This window comes from Weissella sp. ESL1156, assembly GCF_058505625.1.
Window position 1 is genome coordinate 23212 of sequence record NZ_CP196372.1, and the last position, 20895, is coordinate 44106.

Genomic DNA, 20895 nt, shown 5'->3' on the forward strand with positions numbered 1-20895 from the left:
GAATGACACAAGAAGCAACTTGGTGGTCAGGTTATGACCCCGTGACACTTAAATACAATGGTATGCGATTGTCTATTGAACAGCCAGCTAATACAACGGCTGTTGGGATTGATAATTTAATTAATCCAGTCTGGAACCCAGCATTGAATAAATGGGAGGGTGCAGATTTAGCTAAGCAATTAGCTGACTTACAAGCTGAGGCTGAAACCGCTGATCAAACACCCTCAACGGAAACTTTGCAACAAGACATTGCCAACCTGACGTCAGCAATAGCTAAGGATAAAGTAACAAATACAGCAACTATTGCAAGTTTAATGAAATCAGTTGCCACACTTAAGATACAAGGACAAGGAGGAACAACCAATGCGTGAGATGGTTATTGATTATTTTAAAATGGGGTATTTTAACGAGACTGATTTAGCCTTATTTATACAGGCACAATGGTTAACTACTGATGATTACAAAGAATTAACGGGTAAAGATTATCAATCAGCTTAAAGGAGGGGCTTATAACACCGATTCATTTTATTGGGTATCTGGTGAAGTCGTTTATTACATTTAAAAGGGAGGTTACATGTTAAAAATATTAAAACAATTAAATGATAACCAAAATAAAGTTGCTGACACCAATAGCATCATGAAATTACAGGCATGGGATTACGGTGTTGCGCAAGACTTAACCAATAAGCAGATTACAGCTACTGTCGCGAACGCCAGTGGTTTTTTATTTGACATTGATTTGGTAAGCAATGGGACTGAAATTGACTTGGACTTTAAAAACAGCCAATTGCAAAAGTTGACCCCTGATACGTATTTCCTTGAAATTAAAGTTACTGATGAAGCTGGTGATGTCTCAGTGTTTCCAACTGAAGGATATGCCACATTCACCATTAACAATAATTTACATGCCACAGAAGGTGCGTTAGTCCCGCAAATAACCTTTGACAATGTCTTGGCAGACGTCAAAAAGGCAGTTGATGAAAAAGTTGCCAATTACACCAGCACCATTGCCAAAGGTGACAAGGGAGATACTGGAGCTACAGGCTCCTTCTTCGCTAACCAGTTATTAAATACTGAGTTTACACCCGACTTAACTGGTTGGGATTTATTTAGCACTGATGGTAAACACAACCCTACTAGTAGTCTCGTACCTGACGTCACAGTTGGTTCAGTAGCTGTTGGTTTTGACACAACTACTTCAGGTAAAACGACATGGACTACCCTAAGACAAACTATCAATCTAGCACCAAAAGGTACTAACCGAAAGTTTTCTCTAGCCTGGCGAGCATATGTTGATGGTACCAATTTTCAAAATTATGCTAACTTATCTTTTAGATTTTATGATGCGAGTGGTACGGTTATTGTTCTAAGTTCTGGATCTGATAACATCTCAACTACATGGTTACACCTAGGAGATAACGGGCAAGTACAACGTTATGAGAATATATCTATCCCGGATACTGCTAAAACACTAATAATTTCATTTGAGGCTCGAGAGGGTATTAAAGGTTATCTATGCCAGCCAATGTTGACCTTCACGAACTATGCTAAGCCTTACGGTCCTAACTCTCGAGGACTAAAGGGAACCAAAGGTGATACTGGAGCAACTGGGCCAAAGGGAGCTGATGGTGTTGTTGATTACTCGAAAACGGTCAATATGACTGGTGACCAAACGGTTGCTGGTAACAAAAAGTTTACAGGTTTAATAACTGCTGGTGGAACGCAATTGACTGACTCTGGTTGGCAAAACATGATACTGGCTAATAATGCCACTGCAACCACCGCAAAATATCGACTCAAAAATGGCATTGTTTATGTACATTGTAGAGACGTAATCGCAAATGTTGGGTCGATATTTTTCACTATGCCAGAAGGTTATAGACCAACAGAGGTGATATGGCAAGCGTGGTTTAGTGCTAATAAATCAGGTAATTTCTTGATTACAGAATCTGGAGATGTATCACGAGCATCCTCTACGATATCAGGGACGGATGCTGGAACAAATGCTTCGTTTGAGGTTTGTTATCCAGTAAACTAAGAAGGGAGGTGAGGCAATGCATGGATTTTGGCCACACGATTTACTCGGTTGGTTTACCGTAGGCTCTATCTTGTTAGGCGGGTTGTGGGGGGTGTTGAAAAATACAATTGTTAATTCTATTAACGGGTTACGCAGTGATATATCCAACTTAAGAGATGAGTTGAAGCATGCGAATAACATTACGAACAATCACGAAATACGCTTAACGAAACTTGAAACATGGAAGCATGATCATTGGGAGGTTTAAATGCTAAAAAAATTGAATAATTCGATTAAGAATGCAGACGGCAGTTACTCAGGAAAGGTAATTGCGGGTCTGCTTTCTTTGTTAATCGTGCTAGTACAACAGCTGTTTGCTGCTTTTGGCATCAAATTTACAGGTGACTGGAATGCAATCGCCGCGATTGTTAATACAGTTCTAACTATCTTAGGAATGTTAGGTGTGGTATCGGGCGGTGGCGTTGTTGAAACACCGACTGTGGATCAACCAAAAACAGACGAACCTGAACCTGTTAAAGTCACTGAAGTAGCAGATACGACAGGAGGTTCAAATGAACAAAATTAAAACCACCATTTTAGCAGTTGGTGCTGTATTAGCTTTAGGTGGTGTTGTTGAAACAACCGTTCATGCTGATACACCGCGTGTCGATATGGTGGATGTTTCCAACCACAATGGGCAAATGACCGCACCTGAATTTACCTATATGCGTAATAATTATGGTATGAAAGCTGTCACAACTAAAATCAGTGAGGGCGTTGGTTATCATGATTACACAGCAAAGGGTAACATTGCAGCTGCTGAACAGGCTGGCGTATACATTAATGGCTATCACTATTTGCATGCCACCACAGTCGCTGGCGCAATTCAAGAGGCTGATTATGCTGTTAATATGGCGAAAGCTGACGGCTTGCCAGTTGGTGCTGTTTTAGCGGTCGATATTGAGAATCAAGATCAAATCGCTATGGGTCGTGCAATGCAACCCGTTGCAACAGCATTTGAGAATGAAGTTGCCCGTTATGGTGGCTATCGTTCAACGACTTACACGGGTGGTTCAGCAATTTCAGTCAGCCCTGACGGTGAAAAAGCGTGGATAGCAGCATATCCATATGTGCCAACTAGTGCAATGCATCAATATAGTACAGAGCATTCATGGCAATGGACTTCAAGCCAAACATTTGCCAGCTCATTGGGACGTTTTGATGCTTCAATCTTGTATGACGACTTCTTCACCGCTGGGACAAACAAGACAGCTGTTGTGCCTAATGTGACACCAGCTGCTCCCGTTGTAAATCACGATACATCAGCAATCAATCAGTTTAAGAATGCTGGCAATCGTTTTACAGCATATAAGTCATTCAAAGTTGATAAGATTGCTTATGTGAACGGCATGTGGCAAGCTATCGATTACGATCTTGCAGGTGGTAAAGACGCTTCATGGACTGCGAACGGTATTCCGCTTGCCATGTTGGATAATTTAACTCGTGGTAACTACCGTGCTACGCAAGTTGGTGACACGGTTAGATTTATGACTGGTTACAACTACGGGACTGTTGATCAATACGACAACAATTCAAATGGTGCAGGCATTGTTGAAGGACGTTATGGTAACATCTGGTACAGCGCCGATGCATTATTAGCTAAATAATTAATTAAGCCCACTAGTCATTGCGACTGGTGGGCTTTTTTGTGTTTTCTACCTATATAACAGCAGAATAACAGCAGATAGAAAATCAATCAAATTGTATTGATAAATAAAAAGCTTGTTGAGCGACTAAATTAATAATCATTCAACAGACTGAAATTGCAAACAAACAAATCAAAAATGGTTTTGCCACTAATTTGCCACTAACTTCAACCAAAACGTTGTTATATCAATATTTGTAGCGTCTTATAAATGAACCCGGGGGGAATCGAACCCTCATCTCCGGAACCGGAATCCAACGTGATATCCATTACACTACGGGTCCACAACACGAGTAATTATAGCCTATTAAATATGTATTTGCAAGAGATTCATAAGCATATATCATGATGCTTGTTAGGTTAAACCTTGCAATTTGTTAAGTTTAGCTTTAAAATAACAGTTATAAATCAAAAACCGTTTAAAATAGAAAAGGTGGATAATATGGCATCATCAGAAGGAAAAGCGACAATGGGACGCAATATTAAGCGTTACATTAAGCAGAATGAAATGACAGCGGCGCATTTGGCAGAAGTCATTGGTGTTTCCACGGCGACAATTTCGGATTGGTCAAATGGGAAAACATACCCAAGAATTGATAAAATAGAAGCAATGGCAGAATTTTTTGGTGTCTCAAAGTCTGATCTTGTTGAAGAACCAAATCAAATGTCAAAGACCGTTGCCACTGATGAGCCGGTCTTAATGGCGGCACATTGGGGCTTAGATATTTCTGGATTACCGGATGAAGAACGATCACGTGTTATTGATCGAGCAAAATCATATATTGAGGGGCTAATTGCTGATTACGAGGATCGGAATGGGAACAGATAATTATGATGGTCTCTTAATTAGAGTGGAAAATGATTTGATCGATTTAGGTATGACACCCGTTATCTTAGATACAATGCCCTTAAAAGAAAATTCTGGCTTAGACGGTGTTGCGTATCTAAAAGGTCAAAAAGCTTATATATTTATTGATAAATATTTGTCATTATTTGACAAAGCTCGAACATTAGTCGAAGAATATCATCATGCTATTTCGGACATCGGCAATCATATGGATTATGATGCCACTTTGGCACATAATGATGAAGTTGTTGCACGAGAATCAGTGATTAAATATATGACGCCCGAAGAAGATATGATTAGGGTAGCGAAAGAATACGAAGATCAACCTTTTGAACCATGGATGCTATGTGAAAAGTTCGGATATCCATTAGATTTTGCCCAAGAAACAGTTGCCTTATATCAAAGAACTGGTCTGTTAAATTAAACTTAATATCCTCTTGAAATTTATTTAAACTTAATATATACTAATTTTAGTCCTAAGTTATGTCGCTTAGGACTAAAATTAACAATTGTGATTAGGTTTAAATTAATTGTCAGGAGGCAACTTATGAGTAATGATATGATGACGTTCTTAATAATTTTGGGGACTTTTACTAGCCTGTGGATTGCTGCAATGGCAGTTATAACAATGATTGAATATTTACTAGCCGGCAATTTTCATCGGATTATACGAGGATTAAAGTTGTTGTTACAATATGGTCTGATTCGATTAGGTGGTGTAGATGGCAAAGAAGCACATAAAATTTTATTAGGTAAATAAAGTTCAATAATTCACAATGTAAGTAAATAATGAACGGTCTCGGATATGAATGTGGTGGTACACCAGTTACTACTAACAAAATAGAAGAAGTTTTATTGAAAAATTTTTAACAAGAAAAGTGATGTAAGCAAATAAAAAGCAATTGTTTCCTATTTATCGTATAATAGTTGTTGTAGATAGATAAGTGAATGACACATTAACAACTATTTTTTCCATCCGAGTTTAATTTTAAAATTATCAAATTAAACTTAAAATAGGTGTTAACCGGGTTGTTTGCGAAATTGTAAACAAAGTCGTATAATAAATCATGTAGAAACGTTACAAAAGAATTTTTTCTGGGAGGAATCTTAATAATATGACTGTTAAGATTGGTATCAACGGTTTTGGCCGTATTGGTCGTTTGGCATTTCGTCGTATTCTTGAATTGAAAGATACAGCGGACGACATTGAAGTTGTTGCAATTAACGATTTAACTAACCCTGCTATGTTGGCATACTTGTTGAAGTATGATTCAACTCATGGTACTTTGAATGCTGAAGTTTCAGCTGACGAAGAGGGAATCATCGTTGATGGTAAGAAGATCCGTGTATACGCTGAGCGTGATGCAGCTAACTTGAAGTGGGTTGCAAATGACGGTGTTGAAATTGTATTGGAGTCAACTGGATTCTATACTTCAGCAGAAAAGTCACAAGCTCACTTGGATGCTGGTGCGAAGAAGGTCTTGATTTCAGCACCTGCTGGTAAAGTTCCAACGGTTGTTTATGGTGTTAACCAAGATACATTGACTGCAGATGACAACATTGTATCTGCCGGTTCATGTACAACACAATCACTTGCACCATTAGCAAATGCTTTGGACAAGGAATTTGGTGTAGAAATTGGTTTAATGACGACTGTTCACGCATTCACTGGTACACAAATGCTATTGGATGGACCTAAGGGTAAGAAGATGCGCTCAAACCGTGCAGCTTCTGTCAACACAATTCCTCACTCAACTGGTGCTGCTAAGGCTATTGGTCTAGTTGTCCCATCAGTTGCTGGTAAGTTGGATGGTCACGCACAACGTGTCGGTGTTGTTGATGGTTCAGTGACTGAATTGACAGCAGTTTTGTCAAAGAAGGTTTCTGCTGAAGAAGTTAACGATGCAGTAAAGAAGTATGAGAATGATTCATTTGGATACAATGATGATGAAATTGTATCTTCAGATATCATTGGAGATACACACGGTGCTGTGTTTGATCCAACTTTGACTAAGGTTATCACAGTTGGTGATAAGCAATTAGTACAAACTGCTGCTTGGTATGATAACGAGTATGGTTTCACTTCAAACATGATCCGTACTTTGTTGCACTTGGCAACACTTTAATAGTTACTTAACTATTATTGAAAACGGGTGGTTTAGTAATAGTCTGAACCACCCGTTTTTTATATAAGATTCGTAGTATTTGAAGTAAAAAAGGGAGAAAATTTCCATGGCAAAGTTAACAGTTGAAGACCTAGAATTAAAGGGTAAGAAAGTATTGATGCGTGTTGACTTCAATGTACCGCTTAAAGAAGTTGATGGGCGTCAAGAAGTTGCAAACGATAACCGTATTGTTGCAGCATTACCAACAATTAAGTATGTTTTGTCACAAGGTGGACGAGCAATTCTATTCTCACACTTGGGACGCATTAAGAGCGAGGATGATAAGCCAGGACTTTCAATGAAGCCTGTGGCACAACGTTTGGCTGATTTACTTGGTCAACCCGTAACGTTTGTACCTGCTATTGAGGGTCCTGAGTTGGAAGATGCAATCAACAAGTTAGAAGATGGACAAGTGTTGATTTTCGAAAACACGCGTTATGCTGATGTTGTTGATGGTGAAGTTGTGAAGCGTGAATCTAAGAATGATCCTGCACTTGGTGCTTACTGGGCATCATTAGGTGATGTATTCGTCAATGATGCATTTGGAACAGCTCATCGTTCACATGCTTCTAATGCTGGAATTGCAGCAAATATTTCACAAACCGCGGCTGGTTACTTAATGGAAAAAGAGATTAAGTTCTTAGGTGGTGCTGTTGAAAATCCTAAGCGTCCATTCGTAGCCATTATTGGTGGGGCAAAGGTTTCTGACAAAATTACAATTATTCAAAACTTATTACAAAAGGCAGATAAAGTGATTGTCGGTGGTGGTATGGCATACACATTTGCTGCCGCTAAGGGTGAAAAGATTGGTGATTCTCTGTTTGAAGAGGACAAGGTTGAACTTGCTAAGCAATTGATTGCCGATGCTGGTGATAAGTTAATTCTACCTGTTGATGCAATAGCTGCAGATAAATTTGCAAATGATGCTGAGACTTACGTTGCAGAGGGTGACATTAAAGATGGTTACATGGGACTTGATATCGGTCCTAAGTCTGTAGAATTATTCAAATCAGTTCTTTCAGATGCAAAGACGGTTGTTTGGAACGGACCTATGGGTGTGTTTGAGATGGCAAACTTTGCAAAGGGAACTCTAGCAATTGGTGAAGAACTTGTTAAGGTTACTGCTAATGGTGCAACGACGATCGTTGGTGGTGGTGATTCAACTGCCGCCGTACAACAATTGGGTGTTGCCGATCAATTAAGCCACATTTCAACTGGTGGTGGTGCTTCTCTAGAATATCTTGAAGGAAAGACGTTGCCAGGAATTGCAGCAATTTCTGAAAAATAAATTTGATTAATTAAAAAGGAAGTCGGATTTTGTTATCTGACTTCCTTTTTAGTATGTCAACATTGATTGGTTTGTGGTAAACTATTCCAAACAGTAATGAATAAGGGGATATATTATGGATATTCATAAATTTGCTGTTTTTCTTGATTTGGCGGAAACGGGAAATTATTCTGAAACAGCAGACCGATTATATACAACACAGGGGAATATTTCAAAGCAAATTTTATCTTTAGAAAAAGAATTAAAGACACGACTTTTTAAACGTGAACATCGGCATATTTATTTGACAGAGTCTGGTCGTATTACAGAGATGTATGCTAAAAAAATTTTACATGAATTTTCGGCATTACAACAAACGTTAGAACAACATAATACAGAGTCAGATAATGTTTTAACGATTCATACCATGCCAACTTTTTCAAATTATCGTGGCTTTTCATTGATGAGTGCGTTTCATCAACGGTATCCAGAGATTACGTTACATTTTTCAGAAATAAAAGATAATTTATTGTTAGATTCTTTAAATAATAATCAGGCTGATATTGTATTTGGTCATTATACGTCTACAAATAATCAAACCATTGAAACGTTATTAACGGATCAGGATAATTTAGTTTGTATTCTTCCGGTAAATCATCCATTAGCAAATCATCAAATTATTTCATTAAACGATTTAATGTCAGAAGAATTATTGCTGCTTGAAGGAGAAGAGACATTAATTTTCAATAAATTAGGAGTCATGGGTGATAAAAAACAATTGGCATCTGCGGTATCATATCAAGGTGAAAGAATCGATATTATCTTAAACATGGTTTCAAATGGGATGGGAATTGCCCTAATGATGGAAAAAAGAGTTGATATGACAAATGATGGTCCATTAATTAAGCGTAAAATAGGAACAAATACAACAAGTAATTTTGGCTTTATGAGATGTAAACAAATGCATGAATCAAAGGCGAATGAATTATTTTGGAAATATATCACACAAGCAACTAATCACGATATTCTTTAAACGTATTTTTAATTGTTAATGTGTTACTATAATAATATAAAATTAAATAGATATCACAAAGGGGAGCTGTATTAGCTGAGAAAGAGATTATCTCTAAACCCTCCGTACCTGTTTTAGTTATTTAAGCGAAGGAATTGTGCATATAAGGCATTTTCATGGTCTCTTTGTGATTTTTTATTGCAAGGAGGCTTTTTTATTGAACGTTTTTTAGTCAACATCGCCAAACAAATTTTAAATTGAGGGAGAATATCAATGAATACAAATGTTAGGAAAATCACCTATTTAGCGATGATGATTGCCTTAGATGTCGTTTTATCACCAATTTTACGGATTGAGGGGATGGCACCAATGTCGAGTGTGATCAATATTTTGGCTGGCGTGTTAATGGGACCATTATATGCAACAATTATGGCAACGTGTTGTGGTATTATTCGAATGATGATGATGGGAATTCCGCCATTAGCATTGACTGGTGCAGTATTTGGTGCTTTATTAGCAGGTGTTGGGGCAAGGTTAACTCATAATATTTACGGTTCAATTATCGGTGAAATAATTGGAACAGGAATTATCGGATCATTAATGTCATATCCAGTAATGGTATTATTCACTGGAACAAAAACAGATTTATATTGGTTGTTGTATACACCAAGATTTTTGGGGGCAACTTTTATGGGTGCTATTGCCGCATGGTTAATTTGGCAACAGGCCAAGAAAATCACACTTTTTAAAGATATGATGCGCCTGTTTAATGGTAAAAAGGGGGCATGAAATTGACAGGAATCACAATACCCCTTCAAAAATCACCGCTCGTTCATTGTATTACGAATGCCATATCTGTTGAAACTGTTGCAAATGCATTACTCTATGTTGGTGCAAAACCAATTATGACAGAAGATGTGCGTGCTTTTGATGATTTAGCGAGTCAAACAGATGCTGTATTACTAAATCTTGGTAGTTTATCGCCTAATAAAGAAAAAAGCTTGTTAGCTGCTGGACAATTGGCTATGCAACAAAAACCATTTGTATTAGATGTTGTGGGAATTGCAAGTGCGACATCAGCTATGCAAATTGCACAAAAGTTAATGCTAATGCAGCCAACTGTTGTCCGTGGTAATATTTCTGAAATGCGCGCACTTTGTGGCTTAGCAACAAATAGCCGTGGTGTGGATGGCAGCATACTTGACCAGACAGATGAAGAAATAAGTCATTTGATTGCAGCACTACAAGCTCGCTCGTCACAATTAACCTATGTTGCCACTGGCGTAAAGGACATCGTTGTTTCAAAAAATAACGTTTGGGTACTTTCAAATGGTGTGGATGAATTAGATCGTTTTACAGGATCTGGTGATACATTAGGTGGGTTGATTGCAGCTTTCTTGGGGACAGACATGCCAACAGAGATGGCGACGATCTGTGCCATTAGTTATTTAAATATTTCAGGTGAACAGGCAAAACGAAAAGCAAGAACTTCAGGAATTGCAGAATTTCGACAATTATTCTTGAATGAATTATCAGTACTGGGTAGTGATGATCCGCATTGGATCAACAAGATAAGAGGGGTAAAAAATGGCAAAAGAATTATATCTAGTGACAGCTCGATATGGAGAATCTAAGGCAGAATTTTTGAGTAAACTTGAAATAGCTTGTGCTAATGGGGTCACCTTGGTTCAGTTACGTGAAAAAGAGTTATCAACAAGAGCTTATTATGAATTAGCATTGCAGGTAAAACAAATAACTGATAAGTATCATCTACCATTAATTATTGATGATCGTATTGATATTTGCTTAGCGGTTGATGCAAGCGGAGTTCATATTGGTGATGATGAATTACCTGTTGACGTTGCACGTCAATTGATTGGTCCTGAACGTATGCTTGGTGTATCTGCAAAAACAGTCACACGTGCAGTTGAAGCCGCTGAAAATGGGGCAGATTATCTCGGCACTGGTGCAATTTTTCCAACACAAACCAAAGTTGTCACAAAACAAACATCAATACCAACTCTCAAGGCAATTACAGCAGCAGTTAAAATTCCTGTATTTGCTATTGGTGGGATTAAAGAGGATAAAATTGCAACTTTTAAGGACACTAATATTATTGGCGTTGCAGTTGTTAGTGAGATTATGCAGGCAACAAATATAGCAGAAAAAGTGCAGCATCTTAAACGAGCACTTGAAACATTATAATTTTCAAAAGACTGAGTCAATTATGAATTAGTACCCAGTCTTTTTTATATACTTAAAGTATTTGCTATTATAAAAATTTATTGATGATTAAATTAATTCGTGAAGCAACGCAAAGGAGGATATTAATGATTGTATTCAAAGATGTTATCAAAACCTATCAAGAAAAAGAAGTCGTTAATCACCTTGATTTAACCATTTTATCTGAAGATTTTTTTGTTTTGGTTGGTCCAAGTGGTAGTGGTAAAACAACGATTTTGAAAATGATTAATCGTTTAATTGAACAAACTAGTGGTGATATCTATATAGATGATAAAAATGTTAATCAGATGGATATAAAAGAATTACGGCAAAATATTGGCTATGTTTTACAAAATATTGCACTATTTCCTAATCTGACCATTAGTCAAAATGCAGGTATCTTATTGGAATCTAAGGGAATAAAGCGTGAGCAACGGCAAATAATGGTCAACCAATTACTAGATAAAGTGGGATTACCACATGAACAATATGGTTCACGAATGCCAAGTGAATTGTCTGGTGGGGAACAGCAACGTGTGAGCATTGTACGTGCATTGATCGAAAAACCTGAAATAATTTTAATGGATGAACCTTTTAGCGCACTTGATCCATTATCTCGTAAACAATTGCAAGATTTAATTTTGTCATTGTACCAAGAGTTTAAACCAACGATTGTTTTTGTTACCCATGATATGCAAGAGGCTTTACGCTTAGGGACAAAGATTGGTGTATTAGTTGATGGTCATTTGGAACAGGTTGGGACACCAAATGAAGTGATTCATAAACCAGCAAATCAAACAGTTGCTGCTTTATTTGATCATCAGCCAGTCGTTTTGATTAATGATTTAAAAAAAGCAGGTATTTTTCATGAGTTGCATGCAGTACAATCGACTGATGTCACATCCCAATTACGTGGCACGCAAACGATTCAAGAATTAGCAACCTGTTTACGAGTCCATCAACGGGTAATTATTGATCAGTCGTTTATGATAACTAGTGATGATTTGATGAAATATATTAGTGAACATTGAGGAGGGACGATATGTTAAATGAACTCGTTAATTTAATAATGACACAATCAAATGATATTATCGTTGCCTTACGAGAACACATCTTACTGTCATTAATTGCCATTCTAATTGCTACGATTATTGCTGTACCGTTAGCTGTTTCATTAATTAATCATCGACGCGCGGGGGAATTTGTATTACAAGTTGCGGGTGTTGTACAAACGATTCCTAGTTTGTCTGTTTTAGGTGCTTTAATTCCATTTGTGGGTATCGGTACTGTGCCAGCGATTATTGCATTAGTACTTTATGCAATTATGCCAATATTTCAAAATACGTACGCGGGCTTAACCGAAATTGATCCGAACTTAATTGAAGCAACTGAAGCATTTGGCTTTTCTCGTTGGTTTAAATTATTTAAAATACAATTACCATTGGCAATGCCGATGATTTTATCTGGATTACGCATTGCAATGGTGATGATCATTGGTACAGCAACATTAGCAGCACTAATTGGTGGTGGTGGCTTAGGAACATTTATTATGATTGGCATTCAAACGAATGACAATGCACAGCTTTTATTAGGTGCCATTTTATCAGCAGTACTAGCATTGGCCTTTTCGTGGGGCATTAAATTAATTGGGAAATTATCATTAAAGAAAATCGGTATTATTACAACTTTATTAATCGTCTTAGGTGGTGGCTATTTAGGTGGACAAGCGTTGATGCAACCCAAGGGTACGATCACAATCGCTGGTAAACTAGGTGGTGAACCAGAAATTTTAATTAATATGTATAAAGAGTTGATTGAAAACGATAATCCAAGATTAACCGTTAACTTGAAACCAAATTTTGGCGGGACAACATTTATTTATAAAGCGCTTAAATCAGGTGATATTGATATTTATCCCGAATTTACAGGGACAGTATTACAAACATTAGTTAAAGGACAACACGTGAGCCATCAACCAAAGCAAGCATTTAAAGATGCAAAACGAGCAATTAAGCAACAAGATAATTTAACATATCTTGCACCAATGAAATATCAAAATACGTATGCACTGGCTGTGCGACGATCAGACGCAAAACGTTATCATCTCAAAACAACGAGTGATTTGGCAAAGCGTGCACCGCAATTAACAGCGGGATTTGATCATGATTTTTATCAATTAAAAGATTCATTTCCAGGGTTGAAACAAACTTATCAGTTAAACTTTAAACAAGTTACTAGTATGTCATCAAGTTTGCGCTACAAAGCACTAGCGAATAAGCAGATAGACGTGACAGATGCTTATACGACGGATCCACAACTTAAAGCCTATCATTTTGTAACGTTAAAAGATGATAAAAAGTATTTTCCACCATTCCAAGGAGCACCTTTGATTAGAACAGCAATATTAACGAAATATCCGCAAATTAAAACAAGTTTAAATCGTCTACGAAATAAAATTAGTAATCAAGATATGATTGAAATGAATTATCAAGTAACGGTTGAACATAAGCAAGCAGCAACAGTTGCTCATCAATATTTAGTAAAACATCACTTATTAAAGTAGTTGGCAAATTAATTATTAATTTAACATATTTGTGTTACATAAAACTGTTAGAATAGTATTACTATTCAAAAGGAGTGTTGGTATGTTTGAACATTGGGTGGTGATATTAGTAACCGGATTGTTTGTTATTAATACACTAGCGGCAATATTAACGGTGTTTAGAGATCGTTATCGTGATATAACGTCTATTTGGGCGTGGATGCTAGTTTTACTATTGTTTCCAATAGTAGGATTTTTAATATATTTTTTGTTTGGTCGTAAATTATCTGGCCATCATATTTTTAATATGCAAACACAACAAGTGCTTGGGGTTGATCAAATAGCAGCTAATCAACAAAAAGAGGTGCTATCAGTTGTCGACACAAATCATTATGTTGAAGAACAGGCATTTATACGATTATTTTTACAAAATGAGCAAGCAATCTTTACTAATCAAAACGAGGTTAGTATTTTTACAGATGGTCATGAAAAATTTAAGCAATTATTTGCAGATATTAAAGCAGCCAAACATCATGTGAATATTGAATATTACACGATTTATAACGACAAAATTGGTAATGAGTTAATAGATTTATTGACAGAGAAGGCAAAAGAAGGTGTTCGTATTCGGGTTATCTTTGATGCTTGGGGATCGGGTGGCAATAACACCAGGTTATACAAACGACTCCGGGCTGCTGGTGGTCAAGTGGAAGCGTTTTTAATGCCTAGGTGGCATTTGATATCATTACACGTTAATAATCATGATCACCGTAAGTTAGTGATTATTGATGGCAATATTGGTTACATTGGTGGTTTTAATGTTGGTGATCAGTATTTAGGTCGATTGGCAAAGTTTGGTTACTGGCGCGATACGCATCTTCGGGTGGTTGGCGATGGCGTTTTGGCAATGCAAAGTCGCTTCTTTACAGATTGGAATGCAACAACCAGACATGAAAAACTAAAATTTAGTGATGATTATTTCCCATCAAATAATGTTAGTGGGGATGTTGCAATGCAGATCGTTTCTTCAGGCCCGGATGCTGATACGAAACAAATTTATCAAGGATATTTACGTATGATTTCAATGGCCCATGAAAGTATTACGATTCAATCACCTTATTTCATTCCTAATCAGGCAATTATGGATGCCATTGAAGTGGCTGCTCGATCAGGTGTACGTGTTCGCGTGATGATTCCATCAAAGCCAGATCATATGTTTGTTTATCGGGCAACGGAATACTATGCAAGTGTCTTAGTTAATGAAGGCGTGGAAGTGTATGCTTATGATAATGGCTTCTTACATGCGAAGACGATTGTTATTGATGATAAAATCGTTTCAGTTGGTAGTGCCAATATGGATATTCGCTCATTTTCTTTGAATTTTGAAGTGAACGCTTTCCTTTATAGTAGGCATTTAGCGCAAGAAATGAATGCGATCTTTGAAAAAGATTTGGCAGTATCAACGTTGCTAACACCAAAATATTTTGCACAACAATCTGCTTGGCGACGTTTTAAGCAATTTTTCTCAAGATTATTAACACCAATTTTGTAAAAAAAGTGATAATAGGCTTTTGTTTTTTGAAACACGTTTAAAGGCGTCAATCTATCAACTTCAAATTGTGAGGTTGATAGATTGACGCCTTTTCAGCTAGTCATGACGATTGATGTCTCAATTTTTTAATAGCTATTAATATTTTTATTCACGCAATTTAAGCTGGCTGGTTCAAGTTATTTTTACGGCTAAAGAAACTAACAAGTAAGAAGAAAATACCTAATAAATCAGTATAAACACCAAGAATAACTTGCATATCATGCGTTGAATAGCCTGTAAATAAGACTAAGAATAGGCCAAGACAAAGGCCGATTGCGCCGATGATCAATCCAACAAGGCGTTGCCAACCGATCAGTAGTTCAGGTACCCAAGTTTGGGCTAAATTACTAGTAGCATTAAATAAGATCCAGAAACCAAAGACTAAGCCAATAAAATCTTTTGCAACGTCTTGTCTAAATAGCAAAACCAGACCCATCACAGTACTTAGTAAAGCACTCATTAAATGTGAACCACGTAAATAAGTACTGTGACCAAATAACATTATATCGATCAATGCAATAAAGATAGAGAAGAGTCCAAAAAGAATCGACACAGCTAACAGCCATTCTGGATTGAAAACAAAAGCAAAAATACCTAAAATAATTGAAATAACACCAGCTGTTGCTAGTAATTTACGTACAAAATATGAAATCACTGGTTTTTGAGGATGTTGCGGATTGTCAGAGCGTCTCTGTTTCACTTCTTCACGACTTGCTTCAGGTTGAATTTCTGGTAAATTGGTCATATCAATGCCCCCTTGTTTAAATGGTAATGTTTAATTTGAGTGTAATTGAAAATAGCGTAAAATACAATTGAAGTCTAATTTAAAATAAAAAATATTAATTATTTATAATGAAAGGGACTTAAATGATGTTAGCAATTATCATTGTGCTTATTTTAGTCATCGCATTTGGATATACACAGTATCGGCAAAAACAATTTAACAAAACGGTAGATAAAAAAGCAAAAGCCTTAATAGATAAACGAAAGCATCAGAATGATAATTAGGACACTATCAAGATAATCAGAATACTTGTATAATAATAGAGACAGAAAATTACAAGAATAGGAGCGCAAAGATGAATATAGAAGAAATGCAGGCGCGCCAAAGTCATATCCGAAATTTTAGTATTGTTGCCCATATTGATCATGGTAAATCAACAATCTCAGATCGTATTTTAGAAGCAACACATACAGTAACGGAACGAGAAATGCAAGACCAGTTGTTAGATACAATGGATCTTGAACGTGAACGTGGTATTACGATTAAAATGAATGCAGTAGAGGTGCACTATCAAGCAAATGATGGTGAGACTTACATATTCCATTTAGTTGATACACCTGGGCATGTGGATTTTTCTTATGAAGTTTCACGATCTTTGGCTGCTGCTGATGGTGCCATTTTGGTTGTTGATGCTGCCCAAGGTGTTGAAGCTCAAACTTTGGCCAACGTTTATTTAGCCATTGAAAATGATTTAGAGATTCTACCAGTTATCAATAAAATTGATTTACCAGCTGCTGATCCTGAGGCGGTACGGACAGAAATTGAAGATGTCATTGGTATCGATGCTTCAGATGCTGTCTTGGCCTCGGCAAAAAAAGGGATTGGGATTCCAGAACTATTAGAAAAAATTGTGACCAATATTCCAGCACCAGAAGGCGATCTGAAAGCACCTTTGCAAGCACTCATTTTTGATTCAGCCTATGATTCATATAAAGGTGTTATTCTGACAGTACGTGTGAAAACAGGTATTTTGCGTCCTGGTGATAAGATCAAATTTATGAATTCAGGTGCTCAATATGAGGTGACGGAGGTTGGTGTTAATTCACCATCGCCTATTAAACGTGATTTCTTAATGGCTGGCGATATTGGTTATGTGGCAGCGTCAATCAAGAATATTCGTGATGCTCGGCCAGGGGATACAATTACTCATGTCAAGCAACCAGCTACCGAACCATTGCCTGGCTATCAGCCAATGACACCAATGGTTTATTCAGGATTATATCCGACTGATAATGCAAAATATAATGATTTGCGGGACGCATTGGAAAAGTTACAATTAAATGATGCTTCCTTAGAGTTTGAACCTGAAACATCACAAGCATTAGGTTTTGGTTTTCGTACTGGCTTTTTAGGGTTGTTACATATGGACGTTATCCAAGAACGTTTAGAACGTGAATTTGATTTAGATTTGATCACGACTGCGCCATCAGTAACGTATCATGCCTATACAACTGATGGTGAAATGGTAGAGGTTGCGAATCCGTCAGAGTTGCCAGATGTTTCAGAAATTAAAACGATTGAAGAACCATTTGTTCATGCGCAAATTATGGTACCCAATGATTATGTTGGTGCAGTCATGGAATTAGCGCAGTCAAAACGTGGTGAATTTGATACCATGGATTATCTAGACGCAAATCGTGTTAACGTAAAATATTATATGCCCCTATCTGAAATCATTTTTGATTTCTTTGATAAATTGAAGTCAAGTACGCGAGGCTATGCTTCCTTAGATTATGAAGTTTCTGGTTATCGGCAATCTGATTTGGTTAAGATTGATATCTTGTTGAATGGTGATAAGGTTGATGCTTTAAGTTTCATTGTGCACAAGGACTTTGCACAAGAACGGTCACGTGTGATTACAAAGAAGCTAAAAGAAATTATTCCACGTCGTAATTTTGAAATTCCTGTGCAAGCGGCAGTGGGATCGAAGATTGTTGCACGTTCAACCATCAAAGCTTACCGTAAAGATGTTACATCACGTATCCATACAGGTGATCCGGACCGTCGCGCAAAATTGTTGGATAAGCAAAAGCGTGGTAAGAAACGCATGAAGGCGGTGGGAACTGTTGAAGTGCCACAAGAAGCATTTATGGCTGTCTTAAAAGCAGATGAAGAATAATTCGTTAGTATTTTTGGTAAAGCCTATCATTTTGCTACGATTTATGTTAATATATTACAGTTAAATAAACTGACTCTGGTTTTTATAAAATCAGGGCGATAAGGAGAAAATAATGAAGGCTGATATTCATCCAGATTACCACCAAGTGGTTTTCGTTGATTCAACTACTGGTTACAAGTTCTTGTCAGGTTCTACTCGTACTTCTGATGAGACTATCGAATTTGAAGGTGCTACTTACCCAATGATTCGTGTTGAAATTACTTCAGATTCACACCCATTCTACACTGGTAAGCAAAAGTTTACGACTGCAGATGGTGCTGTTGATAAGTTCAATAAGAAATATGGACTTGCTTAATCACAAGTTTTTACAAAAGCTGTCGCATGGGCATTTGTTACTATGCAACAGCTTTTTTTGTACTGTTTAATTGTTTGAATTCTAACGATTGAATTATCAGTTTTTCATAGCGCTTCTTTCGTTATAGTCGTAAAAATGAACTTATTTTTTAGTAAAGTATGATTGCTTATTGACAGCATCATGAAGTATGCGTAGAATATCGACTATTGGTAGGACGCGCCATTGTATGACAGAGAAGCTACGGTTGCTGTGAGTAGCGCAGGTGGGGTGACTGAACTATAAAAAAATAAATGAATAAATTAAAGTGAGTTAGCCGATAAGGTACTAACTAATTTTTGGGTGGTACCGCGGAAAATTTTCGTCCCAGTGATAAGTCAACTGATTTATCACTGGGACTTTTTTAATATTGGAAGGAGACGTCTTGGGGTATTAAAACATACAGGTCATATGGGAGGTCTGAATCGTTATCGCCTTTATAAAAATTGAAAACAGCTATTTTTAATAATATAAAGGAGAAATTAGACATGATTAAACCAATGACTTTCAAACAGAGTATCGTGATATTAATGATACTAATGATTATTTTTAGTGTTAGTATTTTAGGGTTTGGTTTATCACCAAACGTTCCGCTGGTGATGAGCATTCTGGTTATGGTGGTATACGCCAGAATAAGGAAAACGGACTGGCAAACAATACAATCACAGTTATTAAGTGGTATCGAAAAAGCCTTAGCACCATTGTTTTTGTTTCTATTAATCGGGATGTTGATTGGCTTGTGGATGGGTACCAATACAATACCATCATTATTATGGCTTGGTTTAAAATTAGCAAATGTTAATTGGTTTTTGCCTAGTGCGCTATTAATTATGGCGTTGATGGGAACGATGATTGGTTCAGCATTTACCACGTTAGCAACAGTTGGTGTTGCATTAATGGGTGTAGGAACAGCCATTGGCTTTGAACCAGGAATCGTTGCTGGTGCTATCTTATCTGGCGCCATTTTTGGTGATAAAAGCTCACCACTATCAGATTCAACGAATTTAGCCTCATCGATTGCAGGTACTGATTTATTTGCACATATTAAAAACTTGATGTGGACAACGATACCGTCACTGTTAGGTTCATTATTGATTTTTACGATATTAAATCAGCAACAAACAACAACTTTACAAGTGGATCAATTACAGAACTTAGCAAAATTATTATCACCAACATGGTGGGCAATTTTACCAATTGGTTTGTTGTTTATCATGGCTTGGCGTCACATACCTGCAATACCAACATTATTGATTAATATTGCTATAACCGGTAGCATATTTATGATAAATCATTCACCAGCACAAATAGCTGACGTGATTATGAATGGTTCAAAAACAACGATTAAAAATGACTTACTTGCATCTTTATTGAATCGTGGGGGGATGTTGTCTATGATGCCAACGGTTATTATAATAATGTTAGCCTTGGCACTTGGTGGATTACTAACATCACAGGGCGTATTAAAAGCTGTTATGGTACCATTAGTAAGCAGAATTAAAACACATGCTGGCCTAGTGACAGGAACATTAATGACGGGGATAATAGCGAACTTTTTAATTGGAGAACAATATTTAGCAACGATTTTACCGGGTCAATTATGGCGAGAAAGTTTTCAACGTTTAAAAGTTAATCCATTAACATTAGGCAGAACATTAGAAGACTCGGGGACAGTGATTAATTATTTGGTACCTTGGGGTGTTGCGGGTAGTTTTGCAGCACAAACGTTAGGTGTTTCTGTGATTTCATTTGCGCCGTTTACCTTTTTTGCTTTATTGTCACCAATTTGTTCATTGATTAGTGCGTGGACAGGTATTGGTCAAGTTAATTCTGATGAATAGCTTGCCAAGCTAATTGATGTGCACCGTGATTTTGCTTTTCTGGAATCCATGTTGCGATAAGTAGTTGGTATTGATCTTGATAATTTAATAATTGCGTTAGCTGTGTGCTGAAATGTTTGGCATAGCGTTTGTGAATACTATCAATGACAATTTTAGAATCGGCATAGTACATGATTGTATCAGTTGGCTGTGCAATATCAGCTAATACCTGAAATCCCCAAATAGCAGCAGCAAATTCGGCAGTATGATTCGACATATTACCAAGGTAATGATATTTTTGTACTTGTTTACCATCATATAAAATGACTAAACCGGCACCACTATCACCAGGATTGCCTTTGCTAGTGGCGTCTGTATAAATTTTGATTAACATGACAAGTACCTCCAATTT

General features: G+C 37.0%; 22 protein-coding genes, 1 tRNA gene, 1 pseudogene and 1 riboswitch. Of the genes and pseudogenes, 21 read left to right on the forward strand and 3 right to left on the reverse strand.

The window, feature by feature from the left end:
• Positions 1 to 2: 2 nt before the first annotated feature.
• The 5 genes and pseudogenes from ACSKY2_RS00175 to ACSKY2_RS00195 all read left to right on the forward strand — a co-directional run bounded on the left by ACSKY2_RS00175 (position 3) and on the right by ACSKY2_RS00195 (position 3684).
• A complete protein-coding gene (locus tag ACSKY2_RS00175) occupies positions 3 to 371 on the forward strand; it encodes a hypothetical protein (protein ID WP_489877653.1) in 369 nt (122 codons plus the stop codon).
• Positions 364 to 498 carry an XkdX family protein gene (locus tag ACSKY2_RS00180; protein WP_489877654.1) on the forward strand — a complete coding sequence of 45 codons (135 nt, stop codon included), beginning with the start codon at positions 364 to 366 and terminating at the stop codon, positions 496 to 498. Before ACSKY2_RS00175 ends, ACSKY2_RS00180 begins: the two co-directional genes overlap by 8 nt.
• Before the next feature lie 76 nt (positions 499 to 574).
• The gene (locus ACSKY2_RS00185; protein ID WP_489877655.1) at positions 575 to 2038 is read left to right on the forward strand and encodes a hypothetical protein; all 1464 of its coding nucleotides are present in this window, start codon (positions 575 to 577) and stop codon (positions 2036 to 2038) included.
• A gap of 247 nt (positions 2039 to 2285) precedes the next feature.
• A pseudogene (locus ACSKY2_RS00190) lies at positions 2286 to 2573 on the forward strand (phage holin); the annotation flags it as partial.
• Between the two features lie 16 nt (positions 2574 to 2589).
• On the forward strand, positions 2590 to 3684 hold the full coding sequence (locus tag ACSKY2_RS00195; protein WP_489877657.1) for a GH25 family lysozyme: 1095 nt from the start codon (positions 2590 to 2592) through the stop codon (positions 3682 to 3684).
• Between the two features lie 250 nt (positions 3685 to 3934).
• Here ACSKY2_RS00195 and ACSKY2_RS00200 read toward each other — a convergent pair.
• Positions 3935 to 4006 (reverse strand) — tRNA-Arg (locus tag ACSKY2_RS00200).
• A 158-nt stretch (positions 4007 to 4164) separates the two neighbouring features.
• Here ACSKY2_RS00200 and ACSKY2_RS00205 point away from each other — a divergent pair.
• The 12 genes from ACSKY2_RS00205 to cls all read left to right on the forward strand — a co-directional run bounded on the left by ACSKY2_RS00205 (position 4165) and on the right by cls (position 15330).
• Positions 4165 to 4551 carry a helix-turn-helix transcriptional regulator gene (locus ACSKY2_RS00205; protein ID WP_489839927.1) on the forward strand — a complete coding sequence of 129 codons (387 nt, stop codon included), beginning with the start codon at positions 4165 to 4167 and terminating at the stop codon, positions 4549 to 4551.
• Entirely contained in the window at positions 4538 to 4993 is a 456-nt protein-coding gene (locus ACSKY2_RS00210; protein WP_489877658.1) for a hypothetical protein, read from the forward strand. Before ACSKY2_RS00205 ends, ACSKY2_RS00210 begins: the two co-directional genes overlap by 14 nt.
• Before the next feature lie 123 nt (positions 4994 to 5116).
• On the forward strand, positions 5117 to 5329 hold the full coding sequence (locus ACSKY2_RS00215; RefSeq protein ID WP_489877659.1) for a hypothetical protein: 213 nt from the start codon (positions 5117 to 5119) through the stop codon (positions 5327 to 5329).
• Between the two features lie 355 nt (positions 5330 to 5684).
• Positions 5685 to 6695 (forward strand): type I glyceraldehyde-3-phosphate dehydrogenase, encoded by a 1011-nt coding sequence (gap, locus tag ACSKY2_RS00220; protein WP_489839924.1) that lies wholly within the window; start codon positions 5685 to 5687, stop codon positions 6693 to 6695.
• Between the two features lie 106 nt (positions 6696 to 6801).
• The gene (locus ACSKY2_RS00225) at positions 6802 to 8022 is read left to right on the forward strand and encodes a phosphoglycerate kinase (protein WP_489877660.1); all 1221 of its coding nucleotides are present in this window, start codon (positions 6802 to 6804) and stop codon (positions 8020 to 8022) included.
• A 115-nt stretch (positions 8023 to 8137) separates the two neighbouring features.
• Complete coding sequence (locus ACSKY2_RS00230) at positions 8138 to 9034, forward strand: LysR family transcriptional regulator (RefSeq protein ID WP_489877661.1); 897 nt, start codon at positions 8138 to 8140, stop codon at positions 9032 to 9034.
• A 49-nt stretch (positions 9035 to 9083) separates the two neighbouring features.
• A riboswitch (TPP riboswitch) is annotated at positions 9084 to 9185 on the forward strand.
• 101 nt (positions 9186 to 9286) lie between these two features.
• Positions 9287 to 9802, forward strand: a complete 516-nt coding sequence (gene thiW, locus ACSKY2_RS00235) for an energy coupling factor transporter S component ThiW (RefSeq protein ID WP_489877662.1) — start codon at positions 9287 to 9289, stop codon at positions 9800 to 9802.
• Entirely contained in the window at positions 9799 to 10647 is an 849-nt protein-coding gene (gene thiM / locus ACSKY2_RS00240; protein WP_489877663.1) for a hydroxyethylthiazole kinase, read from the forward strand. The genes thiW and thiM overlap by 4 nt, the downstream gene beginning before the upstream one ends.
• The gene (gene thiE / locus ACSKY2_RS00245) at positions 10601 to 11218 is read left to right on the forward strand and encodes a thiamine phosphate synthase (protein ID WP_489877664.1); all 618 of its coding nucleotides are present in this window, start codon (positions 10601 to 10603) and stop codon (positions 11216 to 11218) included. The genes thiM and thiE overlap by 47 nt, the downstream gene beginning before the upstream one ends.
• A gap of 125 nt (positions 11219 to 11343) precedes the next feature.
• Positions 11344 to 12267, forward strand: coding sequence for an ATP-binding cassette domain-containing protein (locus ACSKY2_RS00250; RefSeq protein WP_489877665.1), 924 nt, complete (start codon positions 11344 to 11346; stop codon positions 12265 to 12267).
• An 11-nt stretch (positions 12268 to 12278) separates the two neighbouring features.
• Positions 12279 to 13799, forward strand: a complete 1521-nt coding sequence (locus ACSKY2_RS00255; protein ID WP_489877666.1) for an ABC transporter permease/substrate-binding protein — start codon at positions 12279 to 12281, stop codon at positions 13797 to 13799.
• An 82-nt stretch (positions 13800 to 13881) separates the two neighbouring features.
• Complete coding sequence (gene cls, locus ACSKY2_RS00260) at positions 13882 to 15330, forward strand: cardiolipin synthase (protein ID WP_489877667.1); 1449 nt, start codon at positions 13882 to 13884, stop codon at positions 15328 to 15330.
• A gap of 157 nt (positions 15331 to 15487) precedes the next feature.
• Here cls and ACSKY2_RS00265 read toward each other — a convergent pair whose 3' ends face one another.
• The gene (locus tag ACSKY2_RS00265) at positions 15488 to 16114 is read right to left on the reverse strand and encodes an HdeD family acid-resistance protein (protein WP_489877668.1); all 627 of its coding nucleotides are present in this window, start codon (positions 16112 to 16114) and stop codon (positions 15488 to 15490) included.
• 122 nt (positions 16115 to 16236) lie between these two features.
• Here ACSKY2_RS00265 and ACSKY2_RS00270 point away from each other — a divergent pair, with 122 nt between their 5' ends.
• The 4 genes from ACSKY2_RS00270 to ACSKY2_RS00285 all read left to right on the forward strand — a co-directional run bounded on the left by ACSKY2_RS00270 (position 16237) and on the right by ACSKY2_RS00285 (position 20504).
• Entirely contained in the window at positions 16237 to 16377 is a 141-nt protein-coding gene (locus tag ACSKY2_RS00270; RefSeq protein WP_489839914.1) for a hypothetical protein, read from the forward strand.
• A 71-nt stretch (positions 16378 to 16448) separates the two neighbouring features.
• The gene (gene lepA, locus ACSKY2_RS00275) at positions 16449 to 18272 is read left to right on the forward strand and encodes a translation elongation factor 4 (RefSeq protein WP_489877669.1); all 1824 of its coding nucleotides are present in this window, start codon (positions 16449 to 16451) and stop codon (positions 18270 to 18272) included.
• A gap of 112 nt (positions 18273 to 18384) precedes the next feature.
• Entirely contained in the window at positions 18385 to 18627 is a 243-nt protein-coding gene (locus tag ACSKY2_RS00280; protein ID WP_092462411.1) for a type B 50S ribosomal protein L31, read from the forward strand.
• A 524-nt stretch (positions 18628 to 19151) separates the two neighbouring features.
• A complete protein-coding gene (locus tag ACSKY2_RS00285; protein ID WP_489877670.1) occupies positions 19152 to 20504 on the forward strand; it encodes a Na+/H+ antiporter NhaC family protein in 1353 nt (450 codons plus the stop codon).
• Here the strand turns inward: ACSKY2_RS00285 and ACSKY2_RS00290 are convergent.
• Positions 20488 to 20877 carry a ribonuclease HI family protein gene (locus ACSKY2_RS00290; RefSeq protein WP_489839911.1) on the reverse strand — a complete coding sequence of 130 codons (390 nt, stop codon included), beginning with the start codon at positions 20875 to 20877 and terminating at the stop codon, positions 20488 to 20490. The two genes, ACSKY2_RS00285 and ACSKY2_RS00290, sit on opposite strands and share 17 nt — an antisense overlap.
• Between the last annotated feature and the right edge of the window lie 18 nt (positions 20878 to 20895).

Coding starts and splice junctions, on each gene's coding strand:
- ACSKY2_RS00280 (WP_092462411.1), top strand. CDS start 18,385: ATGAAGGCTGATATTCATCCAGATTACCACCAAGTGGTTTTCGTTGAT.
- lepA (WP_489877669.1), top strand. CDS start 16,449: ATGAATATAGAAGAAATGCAGGCGCGCCAAAGTCATATCCGAAATTTT.
- ACSKY2_RS00205 (WP_489839927.1), top strand. CDS start 4,165: ATGGCATCATCAGAAGGAAAAGCGACAATGGGACGCAATATTAAGCGT.
- ACSKY2_RS00175 (WP_489877653.1), top strand. CDS start 3: ATGACACAAGAAGCAACTTGGTGGTCAGGTTATGACCCCGTGACACTT.
- thiW (WP_489877662.1), top strand. CDS start 9,287: ATGAATACAAATGTTAGGAAAATCACCTATTTAGCGATGATGATTGCC.
- ACSKY2_RS00185 (WP_489877655.1), top strand. CDS start 575: ATGTTAAAAATATTAAAACAATTAAATGATAACCAAAATAAAGTTGCT.
- ACSKY2_RS00195 (WP_489877657.1), top strand. CDS start 2,590: ATGAACAAAATTAAAACCACCATTTTAGCAGTTGGTGCTGTATTAGCT.
- ACSKY2_RS00285 (WP_489877670.1), top strand. CDS start 19,152: ATGATTAAACCAATGACTTTCAAACAGAGTATCGTGATATTAATGATA.
- ACSKY2_RS00270 (WP_489839914.1), top strand. CDS start 16,237: ATGATGTTAGCAATTATCATTGTGCTTATTTTAGTCATCGCATTTGGA.
- ACSKY2_RS00230 (WP_489877661.1), top strand. CDS start 8,138: ATGGATATTCATAAATTTGCTGTTTTTCTTGATTTGGCGGAAACGGGA.
- gap (WP_489839924.1), top strand. CDS start 5,685: ATGACTGTTAAGATTGGTATCAACGGTTTTGGCCGTATTGGTCGTTTG.
- thiE (WP_489877664.1), top strand. CDS start 10,601: ATGGCAAAAGAATTATATCTAGTGACAGCTCGATATGGAGAATCTAAG.
- ACSKY2_RS00210 (WP_489877658.1), top strand. CDS start 4,538: ATGGGAACAGATAATTATGATGGTCTCTTAATTAGAGTGGAAAATGAT.
- ACSKY2_RS00250 (WP_489877665.1), top strand. CDS start 11,344: ATGATTGTATTCAAAGATGTTATCAAAACCTATCAAGAAAAAGAAGTC.
- cls (WP_489877667.1), top strand. CDS start 13,882: ATGTTTGAACATTGGGTGGTGATATTAGTAACCGGATTGTTTGTTATT.
- ACSKY2_RS00180 (WP_489877654.1), top strand. CDS start 364: ATGCGTGAGATGGTTATTGATTATTTTAAAATGGGGTATTTTAACGAG.
- ACSKY2_RS00255 (WP_489877666.1), top strand. CDS start 12,279: ATGTTAAATGAACTCGTTAATTTAATAATGACACAATCAAATGATATT.
- ACSKY2_RS00265 (WP_489877668.1), bottom strand. CDS start 16,114: ATGACCAATTTACCAGAAATTCAACCTGAAGCAAGTCGTGAAGAAGTG.
- ACSKY2_RS00290 (WP_489839911.1), bottom strand. CDS start 20,877: ATGTTAATCAAAATTTATACAGACGCCACTAGCAAAGGCAATCCTGGT.
- ACSKY2_RS00225 (WP_489877660.1), top strand. CDS start 6,802: ATGGCAAAGTTAACAGTTGAAGACCTAGAATTAAAGGGTAAGAAAGTA.
- thiM (WP_489877663.1), top strand. CDS start 9,799: ATGAAATTGACAGGAATCACAATACCCCTTCAAAAATCACCGCTCGTT.
- ACSKY2_RS00215 (WP_489877659.1), top strand. CDS start 5,117: ATGAGTAATGATATGATGACGTTCTTAATAATTTTGGGGACTTTTACT.